The 23,713-nt window shown below is 59.1% G+C and carries 18 protein-coding genes and 3 tRNA genes; 2 read left to right on the top strand and 19 right to left on the bottom strand.

Annotated elements, in window-relative coordinates; translation table 11 throughout:
* Positions 1-126 precede the first annotated feature (126 nt).
* Positions 127-894, top strand: a complete 768-nt coding sequence (locus DBAC_RS05115) for a WecB/TagA/CpsF family glycosyltransferase (RefSeq protein WP_015773217.1) — start codon at positions 127-129, stop codon at positions 892-894.
* Between the two features lie 258 nt (positions 895-1,152).
* Here DBAC_RS05115 and DBAC_RS05110 read toward each other — a convergent pair whose 3' ends face one another.
* From DBAC_RS05110 to mfd, 14 genes are all read right to left on the bottom strand, one after another.
* Positions 1,153-1,968 carry a BRO-N domain-containing protein gene (locus tag DBAC_RS05110; protein ID WP_015773216.1) on the bottom strand — a complete coding sequence of 272 codons (816 nt, stop codon included), beginning with the start codon at positions 1,966-1,968 and terminating at the stop codon, positions 1,153-1,155.
* Positions 1,969-2,191: 223 nt separating this feature from the next.
* Positions 2,192-3,478, bottom strand: coding sequence for a phenylacetate--CoA ligase family protein (locus tag DBAC_RS05105; RefSeq protein ID WP_015773215.1), 1,287 nt, complete (start codon positions 3,476-3,478; stop codon positions 2,192-2,194).
* Between the two features lie 11 nt (positions 3,479-3,489).
* Positions 3,490-4,230, bottom strand: coding sequence for an ABC transporter ATP-binding protein (locus tag DBAC_RS05100; RefSeq protein ID WP_015773214.1), 741 nt, complete (start codon positions 4,228-4,230; stop codon positions 3,490-3,492).
* A 2-nt stretch (positions 4,231-4,232) separates the two neighbouring features.
* The gene (locus DBAC_RS05095) at positions 4,233-5,006 is read right to left on the bottom strand and encodes an ABC transporter ATP-binding protein (protein WP_015773213.1); all 774 of its coding nucleotides are present in this window, start codon (positions 5,004-5,006) and stop codon (positions 4,233-4,235) included.
* Positions 4,999-5,964 (bottom strand): branched-chain amino acid ABC transporter permease, encoded by a 966-nt coding sequence (locus DBAC_RS05090; protein ID WP_015773212.1) that lies wholly within the window; start codon positions 5,962-5,964, stop codon positions 4,999-5,001. Before DBAC_RS05090 ends, DBAC_RS05095 begins: the two co-directional genes overlap by 8 nt.
* 1 nt (position 5,965) lies before the next feature.
* Positions 5,966-6,847 (bottom strand): branched-chain amino acid ABC transporter permease, encoded by an 882-nt coding sequence (locus tag DBAC_RS05085; RefSeq protein WP_015773211.1) that lies wholly within the window; start codon positions 6,845-6,847, stop codon positions 5,966-5,968.
* Positions 6,848-6,909: 62 nt separating this feature from the next.
* Positions 6,910-8,049: an ABC transporter substrate-binding protein gene (locus tag DBAC_RS05080; RefSeq protein WP_015773210.1), complete on the bottom strand. Its 1,140-nt coding sequence runs from the start codon at positions 8,047-8,049 to the stop codon at positions 6,910-6,912.
* A 210-nt stretch (positions 8,050-8,259) separates the two neighbouring features.
* On the bottom strand, positions 8,260-8,520 hold the full coding sequence (rpsT, locus tag DBAC_RS05075) for a 30S ribosomal protein S20 (protein ID WP_015773209.1): 261 nt from the start codon (positions 8,518-8,520) through the stop codon (positions 8,260-8,262).
* A 109-nt stretch (positions 8,521-8,629) separates the two neighbouring features.
* The gene (glyS, locus tag DBAC_RS05070; RefSeq protein WP_015773208.1) at positions 8,630-10,711 is read right to left on the bottom strand and encodes a glycine--tRNA ligase subunit beta; all 2,082 of its coding nucleotides are present in this window, start codon (positions 10,709-10,711) and stop codon (positions 8,630-8,632) included.
* Between the two features lie 40 nt (positions 10,712-10,751).
* The gene (gene glyQ, locus DBAC_RS05065; protein WP_015773207.1) at positions 10,752-11,621 is read right to left on the bottom strand and encodes a glycine--tRNA ligase subunit alpha; all 870 of its coding nucleotides are present in this window, start codon (positions 11,619-11,621) and stop codon (positions 10,752-10,754) included.
* A 30-nt stretch (positions 11,622-11,651) separates the two neighbouring features.
* Complete coding sequence (gene recO / locus DBAC_RS05060) at positions 11,652-12,395, bottom strand: DNA repair protein RecO (protein WP_015773206.1); 744 nt, start codon at positions 12,393-12,395, stop codon at positions 11,652-11,654.
* Positions 12,396-12,425: 30 nt separating this feature from the next.
* Positions 12,426-13,370 (bottom strand): helix-turn-helix domain-containing protein, encoded by a 945-nt coding sequence (locus DBAC_RS05055; RefSeq protein WP_015773205.1) that lies wholly within the window; start codon positions 13,368-13,370, stop codon positions 12,426-12,428.
* Positions 13,371-13,409: 39 nt separating this feature from the next.
* Entirely contained in the window at positions 13,410-14,327 is a 918-nt protein-coding gene (locus DBAC_RS05050; RefSeq protein ID WP_015773204.1) for a peptidylprolyl isomerase, read from the bottom strand.
* A gap of 191 nt (positions 14,328-14,518) precedes the next feature.
* Positions 14,519-17,959: a transcription-repair coupling factor gene (mfd, locus tag DBAC_RS05045; protein WP_015773203.1), complete on the bottom strand. Its 3,441-nt coding sequence runs from the start codon at positions 17,957-17,959 to the stop codon at positions 14,519-14,521.
* Positions 17,960-18,237: 278 nt separating this feature from the next.
* Between mfd and DBAC_RS05040 the strand changes: the two genes are divergently transcribed.
* Positions 18,238-18,447 carry a hypothetical protein gene (locus tag DBAC_RS05040; protein WP_015773202.1) on the top strand — a complete coding sequence of 70 codons (210 nt, stop codon included), beginning with the start codon at positions 18,238-18,240 and terminating at the stop codon, positions 18,445-18,447.
* A 93-nt stretch (positions 18,448-18,540) separates the two neighbouring features.
* Here DBAC_RS05040 and DBAC_RS05035 read toward each other — a convergent pair whose 3' ends face one another.
* From DBAC_RS05035 to DBAC_RS05015, 5 genes are all read right to left on the bottom strand, one after another.
* The gene (locus tag DBAC_RS05035; RefSeq protein ID WP_015773201.1) at positions 18,541-20,973 is read right to left on the bottom strand and encodes a heavy metal translocating P-type ATPase; all 2,433 of its coding nucleotides are present in this window, start codon (positions 20,971-20,973) and stop codon (positions 18,541-18,543) included.
* Positions 20,974-21,313: 340 nt separating this feature from the next.
* Positions 21,314-21,388: transfer RNA gene (locus DBAC_RS05030), tRNA-Gly, on the bottom strand.
* 7 nt (positions 21,389-21,395) lie between these two features.
* A tRNA-Cys gene (locus tag DBAC_RS05025) sits at positions 21,396-21,470 on the bottom strand.
* 9 nt (positions 21,471-21,479) lie between these two features.
* Positions 21,480-21,555: transfer RNA gene (locus tag DBAC_RS05020), tRNA-Gly, on the bottom strand.
* A 209-nt stretch (positions 21,556-21,764) separates the two neighbouring features.
* Positions 21,765-23,699 carry a molybdopterin biosynthesis protein gene (locus tag DBAC_RS05015; protein WP_015773200.1) on the bottom strand — a complete coding sequence of 645 codons (1,935 nt, stop codon included), beginning with the start codon at positions 23,697-23,699 and terminating at the stop codon, positions 21,765-21,767.
* Positions 23,700-23,713: the final 14 nt, after the last annotated feature.

Here is a 23,713-nt window from a genome sequence, read left to right as displayed (position 1 = left end):
ACGTATCAAACCGTATAGAGTTACAGAATTGGCTCTGTTATCAGAATACAATTCACAATTTCCATTTCCCTAAATTTGAAAAAAATTGACCACGTTATCTGAACATAGAATCTAAAACCTGCCACCATGCGTCCATCCATTCCCCCCACCATCCTCGGCACAATCATCCACCCCACCACCTACCGCGACGCCACCGCCCTGATTCTTGGCTGGGCGGTCAGGGCTGAAAGCCGGTCTGTTTGCCTGGCCAACGTGCATATGGTCATGGAGGCATACGACGATCCCGCCTACGAGGCAGAGGTCAACGGCGCGGATCTGGCCGCGCCGGACGGCATGCCGATTGTGTGGATTTTGAAATTGCTGGGACATGACGTGAAAGACAGGGTCTATGGACCGACCCTGACGCTGCGGGTGCTGGAAGCCGCCGCCATGCAGGAGGTCCCGGTGGGCTTTTACGGCGCGTCTTCTGATGTGCTGGCCGCGTTGATCGTAAACGTGCGACAAAAATTTCCCGGCCTCTGTGTCACCTATTCCTGTAGCCCGCCCTTCCGGGAACCGACGTCGGATGAAGACGAGGCAACAGTCCGGGACATCAACGCCTCCGGCGCTCGCATTCTCTTTGTGGGCCTTGGCTGCCCAAAGCAGGAAAGGTGGATGCACCAGCACAAGGGACGCGTGCAGGCCGTGATGCTCGGTGTAGGCGCGGCATTTGATTTCCATGCCGGAGCGATCCCGCAGGCTCCGTCATGGATGCGGGACCGTGGCCTGGAATGGCTGTTCCGCCTGTGCGTGGAACCGCGTCGGCTATGGAAGCGCCACCTTCTTCACAATCCACGCTTCGTGATCTTGAGCATTCTTGAACTGCTTGGGCTCGGGAAACAGGACAGGGCCTGACTGATTTCGCGCATCTTCGCCACTCGTCTCCACGCACAAACGCCCCAGACCAAGCGGCCAGGGGCGTGTTGTTTTCGGGACAGAGAATGCTCTACATCTTGCGCCGGTCGATGACCGATCCTCTCGAACGCAGCTCGAATCTGCACCGAACATGGAGCGGACATCGATTTTGTCTTCTGCGGCTTTGGGACAGGGCGAACCGAACTGGAAAAGGCCTGCGCCGGGCTTGGGAATGTGCGCTTTCTGGATCTCAACCGGCTATTCTTCAATACCGGGCATAAGCCCGCTTTCGCTGCTGATGACGTTACGCCCCGTTTTTTCTTCCAGTTCTTTTCTGGCTTGCCGCGCGATACCGCCGCCATGCTTCCCTGCAACCTTGTTTTCTTCAAGGCCGGTCGCGTTCATGCTTTCCGCAATCTGACGGGTAGAGAGTTCGGCAAGGGCGGTGAAAATGAGTTCGGCTTCAGTCATGTGATCACGAAGATTTTGCGACTTGAGCCTCTTCAGAGTCTTATGCTGTTTCACGCTCAGATCAGACCACTCCTGGTGAATAATATTCGTCAGAATGGCATATTCTTGGCCGTCCTTGATGTCGTGATCTTTCCAGTAATCTGTCAGCTTGTTTCGCGTTTCATGCCCGAGCATGCGCTGCTCAATCCACTTTTCAGACCGACCATGTTTTTGCCATAAATCGCGGGAACGATTCAGGGCAATTTCCGGGTCGGCCATTTCCTGCATGCGCTCATAGCCAATCTTGGCGAGCCATAACTTTATCGGCTCCGCTTTTGGGCTGGGAACGGACTGAACCAGACGCAAAAGCGTTTCTGCGTCGGCCACGTCAGTCAACCGCTGCTTGCCGTCTTCGGCTGTCAGTTTCAACCCGTGACAATTTGTCACGGTTTCACTTCCTTCAGCTTTGAGACGCTGCTTCATCTTCCGCCAGTAAGCACCAGGGTCGGGGCTGTCGGTAAGCACTCTGATAATGTCTACCACTGAAAAGAACCAGATTTCTGTTTTTTCATCGTAAACACGTCGAATTTTCGCTTCTTCGAAGATGGTGATGTCACTTTTCATAGTATCCGAATCCTAAACAGTACGATATCGTTACCAGAAGCTCTTAAGGGCTCAGAACACCCCGGGGTTCACGAAGCAAAATGCTCCTTTGCTGAACGAGTCCCTCACAATATTCAAAAAATACTTAAAAAAAACAGAAAGTTAAGCCACTCTAACTTATCGACATAATCGTGAACGGCTTACAGACCGACCGGAAGCGTTTTCGGTGAGATTTTCGATACGGTCACATCTTGCGACGATCCACGATCCTGCTCCCGTTGTTTCTCTCGATGGTCCTCGGTTCCACCAGCCGGACCTCAAAAGCCACACCCAGCTCCGTCTGTAGTCGGATACGCACGTTTTCGACGATGCGCTGGGATATCTTGATGGAGTCCGTGCAGAAGGATTCCGGGGCTTCGAGCATGATGGTGGCCAGATCCATGTGCCCGACCCGGTCCAGCACGATCTGGTAATGAGGATCGGTCAGTCCCGTGCCGGAGATGACCGCCTCGATCTGGGCCGGAAAAACGTTCACGCCATGAATGATGAGCATGTCGTCGCTGCGGCCGGGAATACGGGTCATGCGCCTCAGCGTCCGGCCGCAGGCGCAGGGGGCGTCGGTGAGCGTGGTCAGGTCTCCGGTGCGGAACCGGATCAGGGGGAAGGCTTCCTTGGTCAGGGTGGTCAGCACCAGCTCGCCCTTGGCTCCGGCAGGCAAGACCTCTCCGGTCTGCGGGTCCACGATCTCGGCCAGGAAATGGTCCTCGTTGATGTGCAGACCGGCCCGTTCCAGGCATTCCCCGGCCACGCCCGTGATTTCGCTCAGGCCGTAATTGTCCGTGGCCTGGATGCCGAGCCGGGTCTCGATCTCCTGGCGCGTCTCCTCGGTCCAGGGTTCGGAGCCGAACAGGCCGAAGCGCAGACTGAGCGCGGTCTTGTTGATGTTCATCTCGTCCAGAGTGTCGGCCAGATGCAGGGCGTAGCTCGGGGTGCAGACAAGGGCCGTGGTGCGGTAGTCCTGCATGATGGAAATCTGGCGGCGCGGGTCGCCTCCGGAACTGGGAATGACCGACGCGCCGATGAGTTCCGCGCCGGAATGCACGCCGAAAGCGCCGGTAAAAAGGCCGTAGTTGAAGGCGATCTGCACGGCGTCGTCCTTGGTCACCCCGCCCGCCGTGAGGATGCGGGCCGCCAGCTCGGACCAGCGGCGCACATCGCCGGAGGTGTACCCCACCACCGTAGGCTTGCCCGTGGTGCCGGTGGAAGCCTGCATGCGCACGACATCGCGCAGGGGCACGGCGAAAAGGCCGTACGGATAGTTCTGGCGCAGATCGTCCTTGGTGGTGAAAGGCAGGCGTTTCACGTCCTCTAAAGACTGCACGTCATAGGGGTCGATGCCCAGTTCCGCAAAACGCTTGCGATACAGCGGCACATTGCGGGCCACGCGGTTCAGGGTGGCCTGCAACCGCTCCAGCTGCAAGAGTTCCAGCTCCCCACGCTCCATGCATTCATATTCGCTCTGCCAGTACATCTTGCCTCCCCCTATTCTTCCAGTTCCCGACCAAGATACGCCCGTTGCACATCACGGTTGGCCAGCAGTTCGTCGGCCGTGCCCTGCAGGATGACCCGCCCGTTTTCCAGCACATAGCCCCGGTCGGCGATTTTGAGCGCGCTGCGGGCATTCTGTTCCACCAGGAGCACGGTCAGCCCAAGGCGATCCCGCAACTCCACGATATGCCGGAAAATATCCTTGACCACCAGTGGGGCAAGCCCCATGCCCGGCTCGTCCAGCAGGAGAAGCCGGGGTCTGGCCATCAGCGCCCGGCCGATGGCCAGCATCTGCTGTTCCCCGCCGGACAATGTCCCTGCTGCCTGGGTGCGGCGTTCGCGTAGCACCGGAAACATGGCGAACATAATCTCCAGATCCTCGGCGATGCTTGCCCGCTGCCGAAACCGGGATCGAGTGTAGGCCCCGAGGCGCAGGTTGTCTTCCACGGACAAGGGACTAAAAACCAGCCGCCCCTCGGGCACATGGGAGATCCCGGCACGCACGATCTGCTCCGGACTGCGATGCACCAGATCCGTGTCCCCGAAAAGAATGCTGCCCTGCCCGGGCCGAATCAGACCGGAGATGGTGCAGAGCATGGTGGTCTTGCCCGCGCCGTTGCCGCCGATGAGCGCCACGATCTCGCCTTGGCGCACGTGTAGGGTGGCTCGGCGCACGGCATGGATGCGGCCGTAAAAAACGTCCATATTCTTGAGTGAAAGAAGGGTGGGCTGCATGATCAGTCCTCGTCCCCACCCAGGTACGCGGCGATGACCTTGGGGTCTTTCTGGACCTGCGCCGGAGTGCCTCGGCTGATGGTCTGCCCGAAGCACAGCACCAGAATGGCGTCGCTGATGCGCATGACCAGTTCCATGTCGTGCTCGACCAGAATGACGGACAAATTGTAGGTGTCGCGGATGCGCAGGATCAGGTCGGCCAGAAGCTGGGTTTCGGCGATGTTGAGCCCGGCCGCAGGCTCGTCCAGGAGCAGGAGCTTGGGCCGTGCGGCCAGGGCCCGCGCCAGTTCGAGCAAGCGCTGTTTGCCGAAGGCCAGATCCTTGGCCGTGGCCTGGGCCAGATCGGCCATGCCCACGAATTCAAGCGCTTCAAAGGCTTCGCGGCGGACCTCATTCTCCAGGCGCCTGGATTTCGGTGTGCGCAGGAGGCTGTGCCAGGCCGGAAGGGACAATCGCCCGTGGCAACCCATGGTCACATTTTCAAGCACAGTCATGTTGGAGAAAATCTCCAGATTCTGGAAGGTGCGCACCATCCCGCCCCAGGCCCGCTTGTGCGCCGGCAGGACCGTGATGTCGCGGCCTTCGAAGGTCAGGGTTCCATGGCTCTGCGTGACCATGCCCGAGATGACGTTCAGGAGCGTGGTCTTGCCCGCTCCGTTGGGACCGATGATGGCCGTGATCTGTCCTTGCACGGCCTCGAAATGGATGTCGGCCAGGGCCTGCACCCCGCCGAAACGCACAGCGACGCCGCTGCAGCCGAGAATCACGCTATCCATGAACAGCCCCTGAAAGCCGTGCCTTGCCCCAGGCCCACAGCCTGTTCCAGCCCCCGGCCATGCCGTCGGGCAAAAACATCATGCACAGCACCAGAATGGCCCCGAAGAGCAAAACCTCGATGTTTTCAAAAGCGCGCAGAAATTCCGGCAGCACGGTGATGAAAAAAGCCCCGACGATGGCCCCCGGCACGCTGATCATGCCGCCCAGCACCACCATGACGATAAGCTCCACCGAGAACATGAAGCCAAAAGACGACGGCGCGATAAAGGTCAGGTAATGGGCGTAGAGGACTCCGGCGAAGCCCGAAAAAGCGGCGGACAGCACAAAGACCAAAAGCTTGTAGTTGGCGATGTCCACGCCCATGGCCTCGGCTGCCCGCTCGGAGGTGTGCAGGGCGCGGAGCGCCCGGCCGACACGGCTGTGCAGCAGGTTGAAGGACAGCCAGACGAAAAGGCACAGGATCACGGCCACGAGGCGAAAAAGCGTCACGTCCTTGCGCAGCTCCCAGCCGAAGAGGGACAAACGCGGAATGCCCACGAACCCCGACGGGCCCCCGGTGATGTCCACGGTTTCGGTGAAGAGAATGGACAGGATGATGCCGAATCCCAGCGTGGCCATGGCCAGATAATGCCCTTTGAGCTTGAGCGAAGGCAGGCCGACCAGAACGGCGACGATCGCGGTCAGGCCCACACCCGCCAGCATGGACAGGCCTACCGAAAGCCCCACAGTGGTGCTCAGATAGGAAGTCGTGTATGCGCCAAGCCCGTAGAACCCGGCATGTCCCAGGGATATCTGTCCGGCATGCCCGACCAGCAGGCACAGCCCCACGGCGTTCATGGCGTGCAGACAGCCCAGGATGAGGATGGTCAGGTAGTAGTTGTTGGGCAGCAGCGTCGGAGCCAGCATGAGCACTCCGAAAAAGGCCGCCAGCCAGATCATGTCCTTACGATATGACACTTCACACCCTTTTGGAGTCTTTGAGGCCGAACAGCCCGGAGGGTTTGACGAAAAGAAGGATCAGCAGAATGACGAAGGCCAGTGCGTCCTTATAGGCCGAAGAGACAAACCCCGCGCCAAGGGATTCCAGCACGCCAAGGATCACGCCTCCTGCCGCCGCCCCGAACGGGTTGCCGAGCCCGCCCAGGATGCAGGCCGCGAAACCTTTGAGTCCAAGCATGATGCCGACATCGTAGGAGGTCATGGTGATGGGGGCCAGGATCACGCCGCCCACCGCTCCGACCAGGGCGGAGATCATGAAGGAAAAAAGGACCATGCGCTGCACGCCGATGCCGACCAGTGAAGCGGCCTTGGTATCATACGAACAGGCCAGCATGGCCTTGCCGTGAATGGTGCCGGAGAAAAACAGCTTCAAGGCCCCGAGCAGAAAAAGGCTAATGGTCAGGACCCAGATGGCCTGCGGCATGATGGCCGCGCCCAGGAACATGATCGGCTGATTGCCGGAGAAGGGTTCCAGGACATGCGTGTCCTTGCCCCACAGCAGCATGGCCAGGCCTCTGATAAGGATGGAGACACCGATGGTGATGATGATCAGATTGATGGCCGGACAGTCCCGCACGGGACGGATGGCCAGCCGTTCCACCAGGGCGCCGACCATAGTCGCACCAAGGACGGCCAGCACCACGGCCGCAGGCTCGCCAAAGCCCAGCGAGTGCATGAAGTAGACGCTCATCATCCCGCCGAGCATGACAAATTCACCCTGGGCGAAATTGATCACGCCAGTGGTATTGAAGATGATGGTGAACCCCAGGGCGGTCAGCCCGTAGGTGCTGCCCAGCGTGAGTCCCGTGATCAGATATTGCAGCAGACTGGATGGATCCATTTTCTCACATGAAAAAAGCCGGCGGACCTGAATCCCACCGGCTTTTTGATCATTTATGCGTTTTAGTTCGCGACCTTCCAGCCGCCATTTTCGATAGTGACCATAATAAAAGCGGACTCGTCGAGGCCGTTATGATTCTCGGGAGAATAAGTGTAAACGCCCGAGGTGCCCGCAAAGCCTGAAATCTTTTCCAGATTGTCGCGGATATCGGCGGATTTTGCGGACCCACCCTTGGCAATGGCTTCCATGACCAGAGCGAAGGCATCGTGGGCATAGCCGCCGAAAGAGGAAATCTGGGTGCCGTAGGTTTTGGTGTAACCCGCAACATACGCTTCCAGCACCGCCTTCTGGGGATGATCGGCCGGCACCTGGTCCACGGCCACCAGCCTGCCGGCGGGCAGCACCAGCCCTTCGGCGGCATCTCCGGCGAGCTCGATGAACTTGTTCGAAGCCACCCCGTGGCTCATGTACAGAGGTATGCCCAGACCGAGCTGCACACGGTTGCGAGCGACCACCGCCGGGCCGGGATTTGTGCCCCAGCAGATGATGGCGTCCGCGCCGGCGCCCTTGATCTTGGTCAACTGCGCGGTCATGTCCGTATCCTTGGGTCCGTAGACCTCATCGGCCGCAAGCTCGAACCCTTGAGCCGGGATGAGCTCCTTCAGCACGCCGCGTCCGGCCTGGCCGTAGCCGTCGGATACGGTCAGGATGGCGAGCCGTGAAAACCCCTTGGCCCTCGCGTCCAGAAGAATCTTGGTCACGGCGTGGCGATCCAGCTGCGGCGTATTGAACACCCAGGGGTCTACGGGACGCACGATCTTCTCGGCGGCGGCGCAGGAAACAAGCGGCACCTCGGCGGAGGAAAAGAACTTGGAGATGGCCAGGGTGTTGCCGGAAATGCTGGGTCCGATGACCACGGCAACCTGGTCCTGATCAAGGAGCTTCTTGGCGGCCATGACGCATTTGTTCACGTCGGATTCATCGTCGTAGACAATGACCTCGACCTGCTGCCCGTTCACGCCGCCGGCGGCGTTAAGCTGATCCTGAAGCATGATCAGCGTGTTTTTCTCGGGTTCTCCCAGGAAGGACGCCGGGCCGGTCACGGAAAGAATGGCGCCGATCTTGATGGCATCGGCCGCAAAAGCCGGCACGCAAGTCAGCAGATAGGCGACAAGAGCAACGACACATTTTGCCGCGTTCATGGAAACCTCCGGAAATTTTGAAGAAAAAACAAAGAAAAGGGCTGTTGAACGATAATCGATAACCCGATCGCACAGCAGTGTCAATTCTTGGGCTTTTCATAGGTTTCATGGGTCTCATGGATCCTAGAAGACCTATTCCCCCAGAAATACAAAAGCCCATCATGCAGCATCATGACGGGCTTTTTTGACTCAAGTGAAGGCGTAGAGGGACTAGATTTTGTTCGAGGCCACGGAGAGCCTGGAAATCTTTCTGGCTGCGGTGCGCCAGTGAACAATCTTCTTGCTCGCGGCCTTGTCCAGAATGGAGGTGACGTTCTTCAGGGCGTTTGCGACGGCTTCGTTATCGTTGGACGCGATGGCGGCGTGCAAGGCCTTTGTGGCGTTCTTCACCCGGGTCTTCATCATTCTGTTGCGCTCGCGAGCCTTCAGGCTCTGGCGGTGTCTCTTCAGGGCAGACTTGTGATTAGCCAAAATATAACTCCTTCTCAAATTAAACGCGTGTTTCTATCAGCATCAAGATGCCTCTGCAATCCGGCGTCATTAGCCGAAGCGGCCTAGCGCTGTCAAGCCTTGAGACGGTCTAGACCTGAAATTTACCAAAATCGGCAACACGCCCCAGGGTGTTGACCAATCGATACAGCAAATTCAAGCGATTTGTGCGCAACGCAAGGTCGTCGCACATGACCATGACCCCGTCGAAGAATCCGTCAACGGCCGGACGCAGCACCCGCAGACGGGACAGCATCTGCGCATAGTCGGCCGTGGCCGCCAGTTCCGCCCAGACAGGCTCGATCCCCTGCAAGGTGGCCCAAAACGATTTTTCCGCATCGACCTCAAGAAGATCTTCGCGCACTGCGCCCGAAAGATCCTGATCGGCCTGCTTGCGGATAATGTTGGCCGCACGCTTGAAGGTCAGAACCGAAGCCTCGAAATCATCCTCGCGGCTGAACTCCGCCAGGGCGCGAACCCGCAGCCAGGTGTCATGAATGTCCGTGAAACCGGGAGCCATGGCCGCCTCGATGACCAGGGTCGGGATGCCCTGCCCGTTCCAGTAGGCGCGCAGACGCTGCCCGAAGAAATCCATGAGTTTTTCCAGGGCTTCGTCCTCGCCGAACTTCCAGGTCACGCCCGCATAGCCTTTCTGCGCCTCGCGCAGCAGAACCTCGATGTCGACCTGCAGTCCCATTTCCAGAATGATGCGGCACACGCCAAGGGCGTTGCGGCGCAAGGCGTAGGGATCGGCCGCGCCCGTGGGCATCATGCCGAGGCCGAAACAGCCCGCCAGGTTGTCGAGTTTGTCGGCCAGGGACAAGATGGCTCCGGCCTTGCTCGAAGGCAGGGGCGAATCCTGTCCGGCGGGCAGGTACTGCTCATAGAGAGCCTCGGCCACTGTCTGGCTCTCGCCCTGGCGCCGGGCGTAAATGCCGCCCATCTTGCCCTGCAGGTCGTCGAACTCGTAGACCATCTCCGAAACCAGATCGGCCTTGGAAAGCCGCCCGGCGCGCCTCATGGACTCGCCAAGTTCCGGCGCGACACGGGAGGCGATGAAGGCGGCCAGCTTTTCCAGCCTGCGCGTCTTGTCGCCCATGGTGCCAAGCGGACCGATGAAAATGACCTTGTCCAGCTTGTCCAGCCAATGATCGAAGGTCGCGGCGCAGTCGGCCTCCCAGAAAAAGCGGGCGTCCTCCAGGCGGGCGCGCAGCACCCTCTCCCAGCCCTTGCGCACCAAAGCCGGTTCGCGGGACTCGATATTGGCGGCGGTCAGGAAGTACGGCAACAGCTTTCCGTCCGCGCCGCGCAGGCCAAAGCTCTTCTGATGCGTCTCCATGCTGGTCAGCAGCACTTCGGCGGGCAGTTCCAGAAACTTCTCATGGAATCCGCCAAGCATGGCGCGTGGGGTTTCAACCAGATTGGCGACCTGATCGAGCAGGGATTCAAGCCACTCCACGCTGCCGCCCATCTCGGCCGCCAGTCGGTCGCCTTCGGCCCTGATCGCCTGCTTGCGGTCGGCCGCATGCAGAATGACCTTGCCCTGATCGTTCAAAATCCGGGCATATTCGTCGGCATGGGGCACAGTGAACGGACCGGGACCCATGACCCGGTGACCACGGGTCTGGTTGGACGCGGTCAGTCCGGCAAAGGCGAAGGGCACGATCTGGTCGTCAAGCATGGCCAGAATCCAGCGCACCGGGCGCCCGAAAGTGCATTCCTTGCCCATCCACTGCATTTTCTTGGGAAAAGTGAGGTTCGGCAGGATCGCCATGCAGGTTTCAGCCAGAATCTCACCGGCCGTGCGCCCGCCCACGGTTTTCTTGAGGGCCAGATACTCGCCCTTGTCCGTCTTCTCGACGTAGATCTGATCGAACTCAACGTTCTGGGACTTGGCGAAGCCCAGGCCCGCCTTGGTCGGATTGCCGTCCGCATCGAAGGCGATACGCGCCGGGGGCCCGGACACGACGATCTCCTCGGTCTTTTGCACAGCGGACAGGCCGGTAATGTCCACCACCAACCGCCGAGGGGTGGAGGCCGTGGCGACACGGCCATACGCAAGGCCCGCTTCGGAAAGCAGGGCTGAAAAACGATCCGCCAGCTCGCGGTCCAGCAGGGGCAGGAAACGCGCCGGCATTTCCTCCACGCCGATTTCAAGAACAAAATGCCTCATAAAAACTCCCTATCTAAAACCCCGAAAAAAGGGGGGACGGTTAGGATTTCAGGAGCGGATGCCCCATCGCCTCGCGCTGCTCCACGTAAAGCCTGGCCACGTTCGACGCCAGGGCCCGCACCCGCGCAATGTACTTGGCCCGCTCCGTGATGGAGATCGCGCCGCGCGCATCCAGCAGGTTGAAGGTGTGGGAGCATTTCAGACAGAAATCATAGGCGGGCCAAGGCAGGCCGGCTTCGCACAGCTTCGCGCTCTCGGCCTCGCAGGAGTTGAAGAACCCCAGCAGCATGTCCTGGTCGGAGTGGTCGAAATTGTACTTGGAATGCTCCACCTCGGCCTGGTGATAGACCTGTCCGTAGGTCACATGGTCGTTCCAGGCCAGGTCGTAGACCGACTCCTTTTCCTGCAGGTACATGCACAGCCGCTCCACACCGTAGGTGATCTCGCAGCTGATGGGCTCCAGATTGATGCCGCCGACCTGCTGGAAATAGGTGAACTGCGTGACTTCCATGCCGTTCAGCCACACTTCCCAGCCCAGGCCCCAGGCGCCAAGCGTCGGGCTCTCCCAGTCGTCCTCGACAAAGCGGATGTCGTGGACATGCTTGTCGATGCCAAGAACGCCGAGGCTGTCCAGGTACAGTTCCAGGACATTGGCCGGGGACGGTTTCAGAATGACCTGAAACTGGAAATAGTGCTGCAGACGGTTCGGATTTTCGCCGTAGCGGCCGTCCGTGGGCCTGCGGGTGGATTCGGGATAGGCCACCTTCCACGGCTCTGGCCCCAGCACCCGCAGAAAAGTGGACGGGTTGAACGTTCCCGCCCCGACTTCCATGTCGTATGGAAACTGCAGCACACAGCCCTGATCGGCCCAGAAACGCTGCAGGTTGGTAATCACGTCCTGAAAATTCATGCACAGCTCCTTAAAAGGGATCCATTCCGCTCAGCTCCGCACGAAGCGGTTGCCTTCGCAGGTCAGGCCAAGATGACATTGAACAAAGGCGTCCACCAGATGGACGCATTCCTCCCGCACCCGGGCCGAAGGCACCCAGTCCGCCCATTCCTTGGGGCCGGAGCGGGCAAGGCGAAAAAGCAGGCTCAGGGTTTCGCGGGAAGTGGAAATTTTGGCTCCGCCGCCGGAAGGGCAGCGCAGGCAGTAAAGCCCGCCCTCCTGCACGGCGAACACGGCACGGTGATGGGCGTCAAGAGGCCCGCCGCACTGCCGGCACCGCTGCAGATCCGGCTGGTAGCCCTGGGAGAAGGCCATCTTGGCGCGGAACATGAGCGGGATGAACCATGACCCCGGCCGCTCCTCGTCCAGGGCCTCCAGAGTCTCCAGCAGCAGCTCGTGGGCAGGGGCGTACCCGTCGGGAGTGAATGGCAGGGATTCGAAAAAACGTACGCAGTTGCTGACCATGCCGAGCTTTTTGAGATCGCGTTTCAGCTCCCCGAAGCCGTTGATGAGCGTGCCTTCCTGCAGGCACAAATACTCTTGCCTCCCCTGGCTGACACGAAAATGGACCAGACTGAGCTGGTCCAGACAACCGCAGAAACGCTTGCGACTACGGCGTCCTCCAAAGGCGAAAGCGGTCAGGAGGCCGTGAGTGGGAGAAAAAAAACGGACCCAGCAGTCCGCTTCTCGAAAAGTGCCCACCCGCAGCACCAGGACCTTCTCAGAAAATTCCATGTGGCATCCCCGGACCCGCGCCTGCCGCGCCTACTCCACGACCAGGGTCTTGACCTCGCCGAGTGTTCCCTCGAAAGGATAGGGCTGGCCGTCGAGTTCAAGCTTGACCCCGCCCGCATTGCCGAACTTGATGCTCAGGGACTCGCTGAAGGTGATGGTGGTCGTTTCGCCCTTGCGCAAAAAATAATCCAGAATCCTGTCGTCCGGCCGTGCCTGCAGCCAACTCGCGGAATGGGCCACGATGCGCATAGTACGCTCCCCGGCGGATGCCGCGGATGCAGTGACCGTTTCCGTCTGGGCGGCCGGTTCCGCTGCGACGACCGGTTCCGGCGCGGCGACCGGGTCCTGTCCCGGGACGGCCTCTGTCGCGGCAAAAGACGAAACTCCCGCTGTCGCGTTCAGCGCTTCTTCAGAGGCGTTGCTCGCGGTCATGTTCGCTGCGGGCTGTTCTGCCGGCGTGGCCGCCACTTCCTGCATCTGGGTCAATGGAGCAGGCAGAGATCCGGACGGCAGGACTTCCGCGGGGGGGGCGGGAGGCGCCGTCTGCTCTCCCACCGGGGCGGGTGCCTCGGAGGCCCGTGAACGATAATGATCGAAAACATACCAGCCGAGGGCTCCGAGGATCAGAATGCCGAGAATCGCGACAATGCGCACGGTGACCACGACATTGCCTGAATCGTGCATTTTGACGTGAATCTGGGGCGCATGGGAATCCGGCTGGTCGGTATCCTTGGGCACAGGATATTCACGGCTGAAATGAGCGCACAACTCCTGCGCATCCAGGCCCAGCAGCATGGCATAGCTCCGTACGAACCCCCTGGCATAGACTGCATGAGGAAATCGTGCGCTGTTGCCTTCTTCCAGCGCGATAATGACGGAAGGGGCTATCTTGGTCTTCTCTTCGACCGCCTCGACTGTCAGCCCCTTCTGTTCGCGGCCTTCGCGCAACGCGGTTCCGATCTCAATCAAATCCATATGCTGGAAACTCCATGGATGGTTTGTCGAAACGCAGAATTAAAGCTTCTTCTGGATGATGGCCTTGCTGCGCAATCCATTCATGTATTCCTTGAAGCGCTCTTCGAGTTTGGGACGCATGATCGCTTCCCGCACCTCTTCTTCCACGGCGGCATCTTCCTGACGCACGCCGTCCCGACGGTCCAGCAGCTTCAAGATAACCCATTTGTCCTGGACCAGAAAAGGTTTGCTCAGCTCGCCCGCGCTCAAATTCCGCAGGCCATCGCGCCAGGGCTCGGCCAATTCCCGCCAGCTCACATCGCGCATGACCCCATTTTCGGCCTTGGGACCGATGGAATAACGCTCCACCGCCTCCTCCAGGCTGACCTCCCCCTCGCTCAAGGACTTCCAGAGGGAATTGGCGCGTTCCTCATCCACAAGCACGAGCATCTGCACATCCACGATGCGCTCAGTGGTCAATTCAGAGCGGTTCTGCTCCATGTACGCGTCAATCTCTTCCTGGGTGACCACGACCTTGCGCCGCACCATGTAGCCGAGCATCTTGTGCTTCGTGATGTCTTCACGGCTGCGTTCCTTGAATTGTTCCGGGGTCAGGCCCTGGAGACGCAATGTGCGTTCGAAATCCTCTTCGCTCAAACGGCGGCGGGCCTTGAACTGGCGAATTTCGTTATCCACCTCGGAATCGGAGACTTCGATTTTAAGCCGCTGGGCCTCCTGGCGCAGGATGACGTCGTCGATCATGCCGTCGAGCACCTGCGGGGCGATTTTTTCGGCTGTGGCAGGATCAGGGGTCTGGCCCACGCTCAGGCGGATCTGCTGCTGCAGGTCCTGAAAAGTGATGATCTCGCCGTTGACCACGGCCACGATGCGATCAACCAACTGCGCAGCCTGTCCAAGGCCTGCGAGAACAAAGAAAAGAGAAAACGTCAAAACAGCACGAACACCGAATTTTTTCATAAATCAGGTCTCATTTTTTTTAAGGAACCTCGCAAGACCATTTGCCCCGCATGAAATATTCCGGAGCAGGCAAATCCGGTATCCCGGAAACCACTTGGCAGCTTGCGAAGAAGTTGACAATGCGCACAAGGTACTACCCTTCAGCGCAGACCGAGTCCAGTTCAAACTTGGGAAGCTCCCGGCGAGGTCCGTCACAGCTTGATCCGCTCTCTGAGCACCAGCAGCTGGTCTTTCAACCCATGCATGGCATGGGTCGGCGAGGCCGCGGCAGGCAGGCGCAGCTCCAGCTTGGCCGGTGGCAAAATCCGGGCGCAGGCGGCATTTTCGCCCACCCAACCCATGAGCTTGGAGAGGTCGACATTATGCCGGGTTTCGTCCCAGTGGATAAGCGCCCGGTCCTCGAACAGGTCCACCCGCACCGCGCCCAGCCTGCGTGCGTCAATCTTGATCATGAGCACGGCCACAAAGGTCTTCAGCGCCTCGGGCAGAGAGCCGAAGCGGTCGCGCATGTCGTCCACGATTTCGACGATGGCCCCCTCGTCGTGACAGGAGGACAGGGCCTTGTAATAATGCAGGCGTTCCTTGCCGTCGGCCACGTACTCTTCGGGAATGAGGGCCTGGAAGCCGAGATTGAGCTCCGGCTCGATCTCCGTTTCGACCTTTCCGCCGCGCAATCTGGTCACCTCTTCCTCAAGCATTTCCAAAAAGAGGTCGAGGCCGACCTTGCCGATAGTCCCGGACTGGGCCTCGCCGAGGATGTTGCCGGCTCCGCGCAGGCGCAGGTCTTCCATGGCCACCTTGAAGCCCGCGCCCAAGTAGTCCATGTCGAGGATGATTTTCAGGCGTTTGCGCGAGGTTTCCTGCAGGCGGTCCAGGTCGGGGATGATGAAATAGGCGTAGGCCTGCTCGCTGGAGCGCCCTACCCGGCCGCGCAGCTGGTACAGCTGGCCGAGCCCGAAAAGCTGAGCCTGGTCGACGATGAGAGTGTTGGCGCGGGGAAAATCAAGGCCCGACTCGATGATGGCCGTGCAGACCAGCACGTCGAGCTCGCCATGCCAGAACTTGTGCATGGTTTCTTCCAGATCGTGGGCCTTCATCTGGCCATGCCCCATGCCGACCCGCGCACCGGGAACCAGGGAGGACACGAACTCCACCACCCGCTCTAGTCCCTGCACCCGGTTGTAGACCCAGAAAACCTGGCCGCCCCGGGCCAGCTCGCGCTCCAGGATGACCTTGAGCTGGGCCGGATCGCGTTCCAGCAATGAGGTCTCCACCGGCTTGCGATCGCGCGGCGGGGTCTCGATGACGCTAAGGCCCCGGATCCCGGACAGGGAGAGCTGCAAGGTGCGCGGGATGGGCGTGGCGGTCAGGGTCAGGACATCGATGGTCGAACGCATTTTCTTGATGCGCTCCTTGTGCTTGACGCCGAACCGCTGCTCTTCGTCGAGAATCAGGAGGGCCAGATTGGCGAACTCCACGTCTTTGGAGAGCATGCGGTGGGTGCCGATGAGGACGTCCACCTGGCCGCGGCGCGCGGCTTCAAGGGTGCGTTTTTGTCCGGCGGCAGGCACAAAGCGGCTCAGGAGCCCCACGGTGATGGAGAACGGCTCCATGCGCTGCCGGAAAGTCTGGAAATGCTGTTCGGCCAGAACGGTGGTCGGGCACAAGAGAGCCACCTGCTTGCCGTCCAGGACCGCTCTGAAAGCCGCGCGCAGGGCCACCTCGGTCTTGCCGAAGCCCACGTCGCCGCAGACCAGCCGGTCCATGGGCTCGGGCTTTTCCATGTCGGCCAGAACGTCGGCGATGGCCTTTTCCTGATCGCGCGTCTCCTCGAAGCCGAAACTGGCCTCGAATTCCCAATACAGCTCGGAGATGGGATTGTACTGAAAACCTTTGGCGATCTTGCGGAATGCGTACATCTCGACCAGGTCGCGCGCGATCTTGGCGATGGACTGGCGAGTGCGCTCGCGGGCCTTGCTCCAGGCCGCGCTGCCCAGACGGTCCAGAGCCGGGGCCGCGCCGTCGGGCCCCTTGTAGCGCTGCACCTGCCCCAGACGGTCCACCGGCAGATAGAGCCGGTCCTCACCGTCGTACTGCAGCAGCAGGTAATCGTTGGCGACGTCCCCGAACTTGATGCGATGCAAGCCGCCAAAGCGGCACAGGCCATAATCGCGATGAACCAGAAGATCGCCGCTTTCAAGCTCGTCAAAGGCATCGAGACCCTTGAATGCCTTGCCTGCGCTACGCTGCGCCTTGGGAGCCCCCGGCTGGAGCACGGACTCGGGCAGAATCTGGATTTCGGCCCAAGGCAGGCGCATGCCATGTCCCAAAGACCCGACCAGGGCGAAGATTCCCTTGCCCTGGGCATCGTACTCGGTTTTGAGCACATGGTCGTCCTGGGCCGCGAGCTGCAGAAATTTTTTGCGGGACTGTTCGGTATGGAAACAAAAAATGGTCTGGGCGTAGGTTCTGCGCCAGACGGCAAGTTCCTGCATCAGCGCCCGCCATGGCCGGGAGCGGCTTTCCGGGGTCCAGAAAAGTTCCTCGAACGAACTTACCCCCTCTTCAGGCAGGTCCAGCCCTTCTTCGCGCACCCCCATGACCAGACTCTCGCAGAGAATCTGCCGACTGTCCTCCCAGGTCTTGCGCACGTCGCCCGGAGTCTGGATCAGGCCGTGCCGGGGCCACTGCCGCTCGTCGTCGCGAAAATAATTCTGCCAGGCCCAGCTTGTCTCGTCGAGCTTGGTCCGCAAATCCTGGGCCTCGGCCATGATGAAGACGCTCCCTTCGGGAAGCCAGGCCTCCAGGCCGACGGTCCGAGGGTAGTACATGCTCGGCGGCAAATGCGGATGGACCTGCAGCAGCTCCTTTTCAAGCCCCGCGCGAGCAGGCTTTGCAATCTCACCCAGCCGCAACCATCCGTCGAACATGCTCCGGGCTTCTTCCTTGTATGTGTCGGCACCTATGCATCCGGCCACGGGCAGAATTGTCAGGGATTTGAGTTCGGCGCGAGACCGCTGGGACATGGGTTCAAAAAGCCGGATGCGCTCCAGGGTGTCGCCGAAAAATTCCAGTCGCAGCGGGTGGTCGTAGCCGGGACAAAAAATATCCATGATGTCGCCGCGCAGGGACGTCTCGCCAACGGCGGTGACCATGGAAACGCGTGCATACCCCCAGTTGACCAGAGTCTCCAGGAGATCCTCCTGGGAAATCTCCTCGCCTTCCGACAGATTCAGATGCTCCCGCTGCAAGAGTTCCGGGTGCGGCCATTTCTGAATCAGGTTCTCAAGCGGCAGGAGCACCCCGCGTCCCCGCTTTTTCTGCGTCAGGGCAAAAAGGGTCCGCCAGCGTTCCGGCCAAGGGGAACGACGTGGGTCCTCCACTGAATAATGGGGAAAACGCAGCCAGCGCCGCTCCCAAAAGGAAAGGTTTCTGTCCGCAGGCGAAAAGAGGCGCGCCAGGGAGTCGTACAAGGGCAGATCCGCGCTTGGCGGCAGCACCAGCACGACATTGTGGCCCTTTTCAATCAACGCCTGAGCCAGAAACATCTGCGAAGCGGGACCGCTTTTGAAGATTCTGGTTTGACGCTCTGATCCGTCGATGAGCTTCTGCAAGGCTTGGGGGATGATCACGTTTCGACCGGTCTGAAGTTGAAAGGAACGGGGAAAAGCCGCCCCCGGTAAGGAGCGGCTTTGAGCCTCCAATACGTTCGGGCGGATGCTTCACCAGCCCACGCCAAGTCATTTTACGTTGCCCAAAAGAGAGGCAAGGTCAAGCACTTGCACGCAGGGCAAAAGCTCCGCCAAAAACAGTCTGCCAAGGCCGGACATTTTGGTGGACAGGTCTGAAACGGGTGCGTAATGGTCAACGCGTACGCAACCGTTCACCACTCACTCCCAAGGAGCAGTTCATGGCACGATTCCTTCCCAATGAGGATCCCTTCACCCTGGAAGACCAGCTCAAGATCCTCGGCAACGACGAGTTGCTCGATTTCTGGGAAGAAAGTCAGATGCTCGACCGTTATCTCGAGCCTGCGGAACACGAAGAACCGCCATCAATGCACTACGAGAACGCCATCCTGAACGAACTCAGATTGCGCTACTCCATGGGCGAGATATAAACTTCTTGCATTCGACACTTCTAAGCTCCCTTTCGGGAGCTTTTTTTATTCCTGAACCGTTCCGATTGAAATATTGGCATCATGGTTCGTTAGTTACAACTTTACGCGTGTAAGCCTGAGTGAATTAGTGATCACGGACACCGAACTGAAGCTCATTGCAGCAGCCGCAATCATTGGCGATAACAGTATTCCAAAGAACGGATACAATATTCCTGCCGCAACCGGAACGCCAGCTACGTTGTAAATAAACGCAAAGAATAAATTTTGCCTTATATTACTCATGGTGGCCCGACTCAGCCGTCTGGCTTTGACAATTCCCCGCAAATCTCCTTTGACTAAAGTGATGCCAGCACTTTCTATTGCCACATCTGTACCTGTGCCCATGGCAATACCGACATGGGCCTGCGCCAATGCCGGGGCATCGTTAATACCATCACCAGCCATGGCGACGATGCGGCCCTCTGCTTGGAGCTTTTTAATTACTTCAGCTTTTTGTTCAGGAGAAACTTCAGCATGCACCTGATCGATCCCCAGTTGGTCGGCAACTGCTTTTGCAGTGGCGTTACTGTCACCGGTAAGCATGACGATCCGAATACCCTCGGCATGCAAATCGCGAATGGCTTCACCTGTTGCGGCTTTGACGGGATCAGCGACGCCGATTAAACCTGCTACCTGGCCGTCAATAGCAATCAGCATGACCGTCATCCCCTTGACGCGTTGTTTATCCGCTTTCTGAGATACGTCTCCCGTACTGATATCCTGCTCTTCCAATAATTTTATGTTCCCGGCAGCTACCTTGTGCCCATCCACTTCGCCGGTGACGCCTTTACCGGTAATCGACTGAAAGCTGTTGGCCTTGACCAACTCAACTCCCTTTTCTTCCGCTCCACGCACAATAGCCTCTGCCAAAGGATGTTCGCTGGCGCGTTCGAGGCTGGCGGCCATGCGCAATATTTCATCTTCGCTAAATCCTGTTTCCGCCTGCACGGCAACCAGCTTGGGCTTGCCTTCGGTTAGCGTGCCGGTCTTATCCACCACCAGGGTGTCGATTTTTTCCATAATCTCCAGTGCTTCGGCATTTTTAATCAAGACTCCGGCCAGAGCGCCGCGCCCCGTTCCCACCATGATAGAAATTGGCGTGGCAAGCCCCAATGCGCACGGACAGGCGATGATAAGCACAGCAACAGCATTCACAACAGCATGCGCCAGACGCGGCTCCGGGCCCCACACCCACCAGACAATAAAAGCGAGCGCGGCCACGCCGACCACCGCAGGGACAAAGTAACTTGCGACAATATCCGCCAATTTTTGAATGGGCGCTCGCGTGCGTTGTGCATCAGCCACCATTTTTACGATTTGCGCCAGCAGAGTATCGGAGCCGACTTTTTCCGCCCGCATCAGCAAACTGCCGGTTCCATTCACCGTCGCGCCGATGAGTTTGTCATCTTTTGATTTTGGGACCGAAACCGGTTCTCCGGTCACCATGGATTCATCGACATTACTTTCACCTTCGATGACCGTACCATCCACCGGGATTTTCTCGCCCGGCCGGATCCGCAAGGTATCGCCGGATTTTACCTTCTCAAGCGGAAGATCTTCTTCGGTTCCGTCGTCGTTCACGATGCGGGCTGTATTCGGAGCAAGGCCAAGCAGCTTCTGAATGGCCGTATTAGTTCGTGAGCGGGCGCGCAATTCGAGCACTTGCCCCATAAGGACCAGAGTCGTAATCACGGCTGCTGCTTCAAAGTAGACAGCGACCAAACCATGTTCCAGCTGCATGACCGGCGGAAAAAGATGTGGGAACACTAAGGCTACAACACTATACCCCCAGGCTACAGAGACACCCAGCGCAATCAGCGTAAACATATTGAGGTTCCAGGACCAAAGAGATTGCCAGCCACGCACAAAAAAGGGCCAGCCACCCCATAACACAACAGGAGTAGCAAGCGCGAACTCGATCCATTGGACCGCTTGCATTGAAAGCCAATCCGGCAGCCAGGCGGGGACCATATCGGCTATCATGGCCAGGAAAAACACAGGTAGAGTGAGCGCGGAGCACACCCAGAATCGTCGGGTCATGTAGACGAGTTCTTCATTCTTTTCATCGCCGACGGATGTTTCAACTGGTTCGAGTGCCATCCCGCATTTGGGGCAGCTACCCGGATGATCCTGTACTACCTCGGGATGCATGGGGCATGTGTACTCGGCTTGGGCCGAGGCCGCCGGTGCGCTCATCGACTCCAGAGCCATCCCGCATTTGGGGCAATTTCCAGGTTCCGGTTGCTGAACTTCAGGATGCATGGGGCATGTGTAAAGGCTCTCCTCGCGGCGTGCCTCTTGACCTTCCACGTTCTGCTGATCCAGATATTTATCCGGATGTTTTTTGAATTTTTTCAAGCAATCAGCACTGCAAAAATAATAGTCTTTGTCTTTATGATGGGTATGGAATTCGGAATCACTTGATACAACCATATTGCAGACAGGATCTTTGTGATGATCTTTTTTTGTATTTGATTTTGCACTCATAGACATATCTCCCTGCCTTGCTGGCAAAAAAAACCTTTTATTTTTGAATATTACATCATTCAGACAGCCTTACTGATTGTGCATTCGTCAACAAAGTCACTTATAACCATAAATGAATATTTGCGGTCTTGGCAAGGGTCTGACGATCTGTTTGCAGCAATTTGATAATAGCACAGATCCGGAGGGCAAATGGGAACGCCCATCTGCTCTCCGCTTCCATTATGGTCGAAGGAAATCCTGTCTCGCGTTTCAACTGGTCTGAGAAAAAAGAAACCCTCGTCGAAAATTACGACGAGGGTTTGTCATTGATATGAGCCAGCCTAGGACCGGCCTAAAAATCTGGAGCGGGAAACGAGATTTGAACTCGCGACTTCAACCTTGGCAAGGTTGCACTCTACCACTGAGTTACTCCCGCATTTCTATGGAGGCGGCATCCAGATTTGAACTGGAGAATGGAGGTTTTGCAGACCTCTGCCTTACCGCTTGGCTATGCCGCCATTTTCTCGTGGAGCGGGAAACGGGACTCGAACCCGCAACCCTCAGCTTGGAAGGCTGATGCTCTAGCCATTGAGCTACTCCCGCCCGCGAGGATCATGCAGCTACTTCAACCACTTTCCAGCGTCAAGGAAAAAGAAGGGTTTAGCTGATTGTTCAAAAAACGGCTGTCAGGCTGTTCCAAAATGGTGAGATGCGAGGAACAAAGAAAATCCAGGCCCGAAGCGTATTCTGATATACGTGAGGGGCTGGATTTTCTGCAGTGACAAAGCAGATCGCCGTTTTGGGCCAGCCTGCTACCCCAGCCCCTGACCCGGCTCCATGATGCGGCCGGTGAGCGTGGTCTCGTAGCCGCCCAGCTTTTCGATCCGCTCCTTGAAGACTCGGGAGCGGATCAGTTCCAGCGCCGTTTCGATCTTCCAGTCCGCAAGTTCCGGCAAAAACGCCAGATCGTAGCGCTCCCTGGCCAGGGGTACGAAATCAAGCCCCAGGGCGTTCGCGGCCGCGAAAATACCCAATCCGCAGGAGGCCGTTCCGGTCAGCACGTTGACGGCCACGGCCATGTGCGTGAACTCCTCCTTCTCGTACCCGTTCACCTGCTCCGGGCCAATCCCGGCCTGCCGCAGGTGATAGTCGAGCAGGATGCGCGTTCCGGCGCCGCGCTGACGGTTGATGAAGCGCACTTCGGGCCGGACCAGATCCTCGACTCCGGTGATGCCCTGGGGGTTGCCCTTGGCCACGATGAGCCCCTGATGACGGATGGCCAGATTGACGCAGGCCACGCTCAGTCCGGGCAGGTACTTGCGGAAAAAGGGAAAATTGAAATCCCCGCTGTCCTCGTCGAAAAGATGGGTGCCGGCCATGAGCGCCGAACGGTTTTTAAGGGCCGTGAGGCCGCCCATGGAGCCCACATGGCTGGAGGCGATGCGCACCGGCCGGGCCAGGCCCATCAGCTCGTTGCCAAGCACGTCGAGGATGTTGTCGTGGCTGCCGACCACGACCAGGGTCTGATCCAGCTCCGCTTCCGGGACAAGCAGCTCGGCCCGGACCATGGAGGCGGCCTCGGCCCCCTCGCTGTCCGCCGGGATGCGGGTCACGCCCTGGGCGCGAATGAGGGTGGTCAGCATGCCCGCCCCGCGCCCCAGGGGCGTGGCCACCAGCTTTTCCCCGACCCGGCCGATGGCCAGGCGGACCAGCTCTTCGGTGCCAAGCTTGGAGGGCACCTTGCGGGACAGCTCCACCGTTGCAACCGCCCGGACAGGCGGCGTCTTGCGGGACAGCCAGGACAAAAGCGGAATGAGCAGTTCTTCGAAGCAGACCACCGCCGAGACCGGATACCCCGGCGCGCCGACGATCAGCTTGCCGCCCGCCACGCCCAGAATGGACGGCTTGCCGGGCATGAGATCGATCCCATGCACCAGTACCCGCCCGAGGCTCTCGATGATGGAGCGGGAAAAATCCTTGGAACCGGCCGAGGAGCCCGCTCCGATGACGATCACATGGTTGGGGCCGTTCACGGCCTCGCGCACCGCCGCAGTCAGAGCCTCCTCATTGTCCGGGACCGGATCGACGCGGGTGAAGAGACACCCCTGGGCGGCCGCCAGGCCTGCGAAGACCTGGGAATTGCTTTCGATGACCTGGCCCGGACGCGGGCTTGGGCGCGTGGCGAAGTCGAGGACCTCGTCGCCGGTGGGGATGAAGGCCATGCGCAGTTGCTCCCAGACCGGCACCTCCCAGATGCCGGCACTGAGCAGCCCGCCCACGTCGTAGGGGGACAGCAGCCTGTTCTGCGGCAGAAGCAGCTCCGTGGCCACGATGTCCTCACCGATGCGGCGTACGTGCTGCATGGGGAAGACCGGAGTTTCAAGCTCGATGGCGTCATCGGTGTCGCGCACGGCCTTCTCGATCATGAGCACCCCGTCCATGCCCTCGGGCAGAGGGTGCCCCGTGTTCACGGCCGCGCACTGGCTGCCCTTGAGCAGCCGCACGGGCCGTCCTTCGCGAGCGGCAAAGGTAGACTCGGCTTTGAGTGCGTAGCCGTCCATGGCCGCGCTGTGAAACGTCGGAGAGGAGCACACCGCGTACACCGCCTGCGCCGTGACCCGGCCGCAGGCCTGGTGCGAGGGGATTGTTTCCCGATTGACCAGCCGGTCCCGGTCAAGGGCTTCCATGGTCAGCCGCAGAGCTTCGGGAACAGGCAACGTCTTTAAATATATATTTCTTTTTTTCATTATTTTTTCACAGG

The organism is Desulfomicrobium baculatum DSM 4028 (assembly GCF_000023225.1).
GTDB lineage: Bacteria > Desulfobacterota > Desulfovibrionia > Desulfovibrionales > Desulfomicrobiaceae > Desulfomicrobium > Desulfomicrobium baculatum.
The sequence above is the reverse complement of the archived record's forward strand: the minus strand, read 5'-3'. Positions and strand labels throughout refer to the sequence as shown.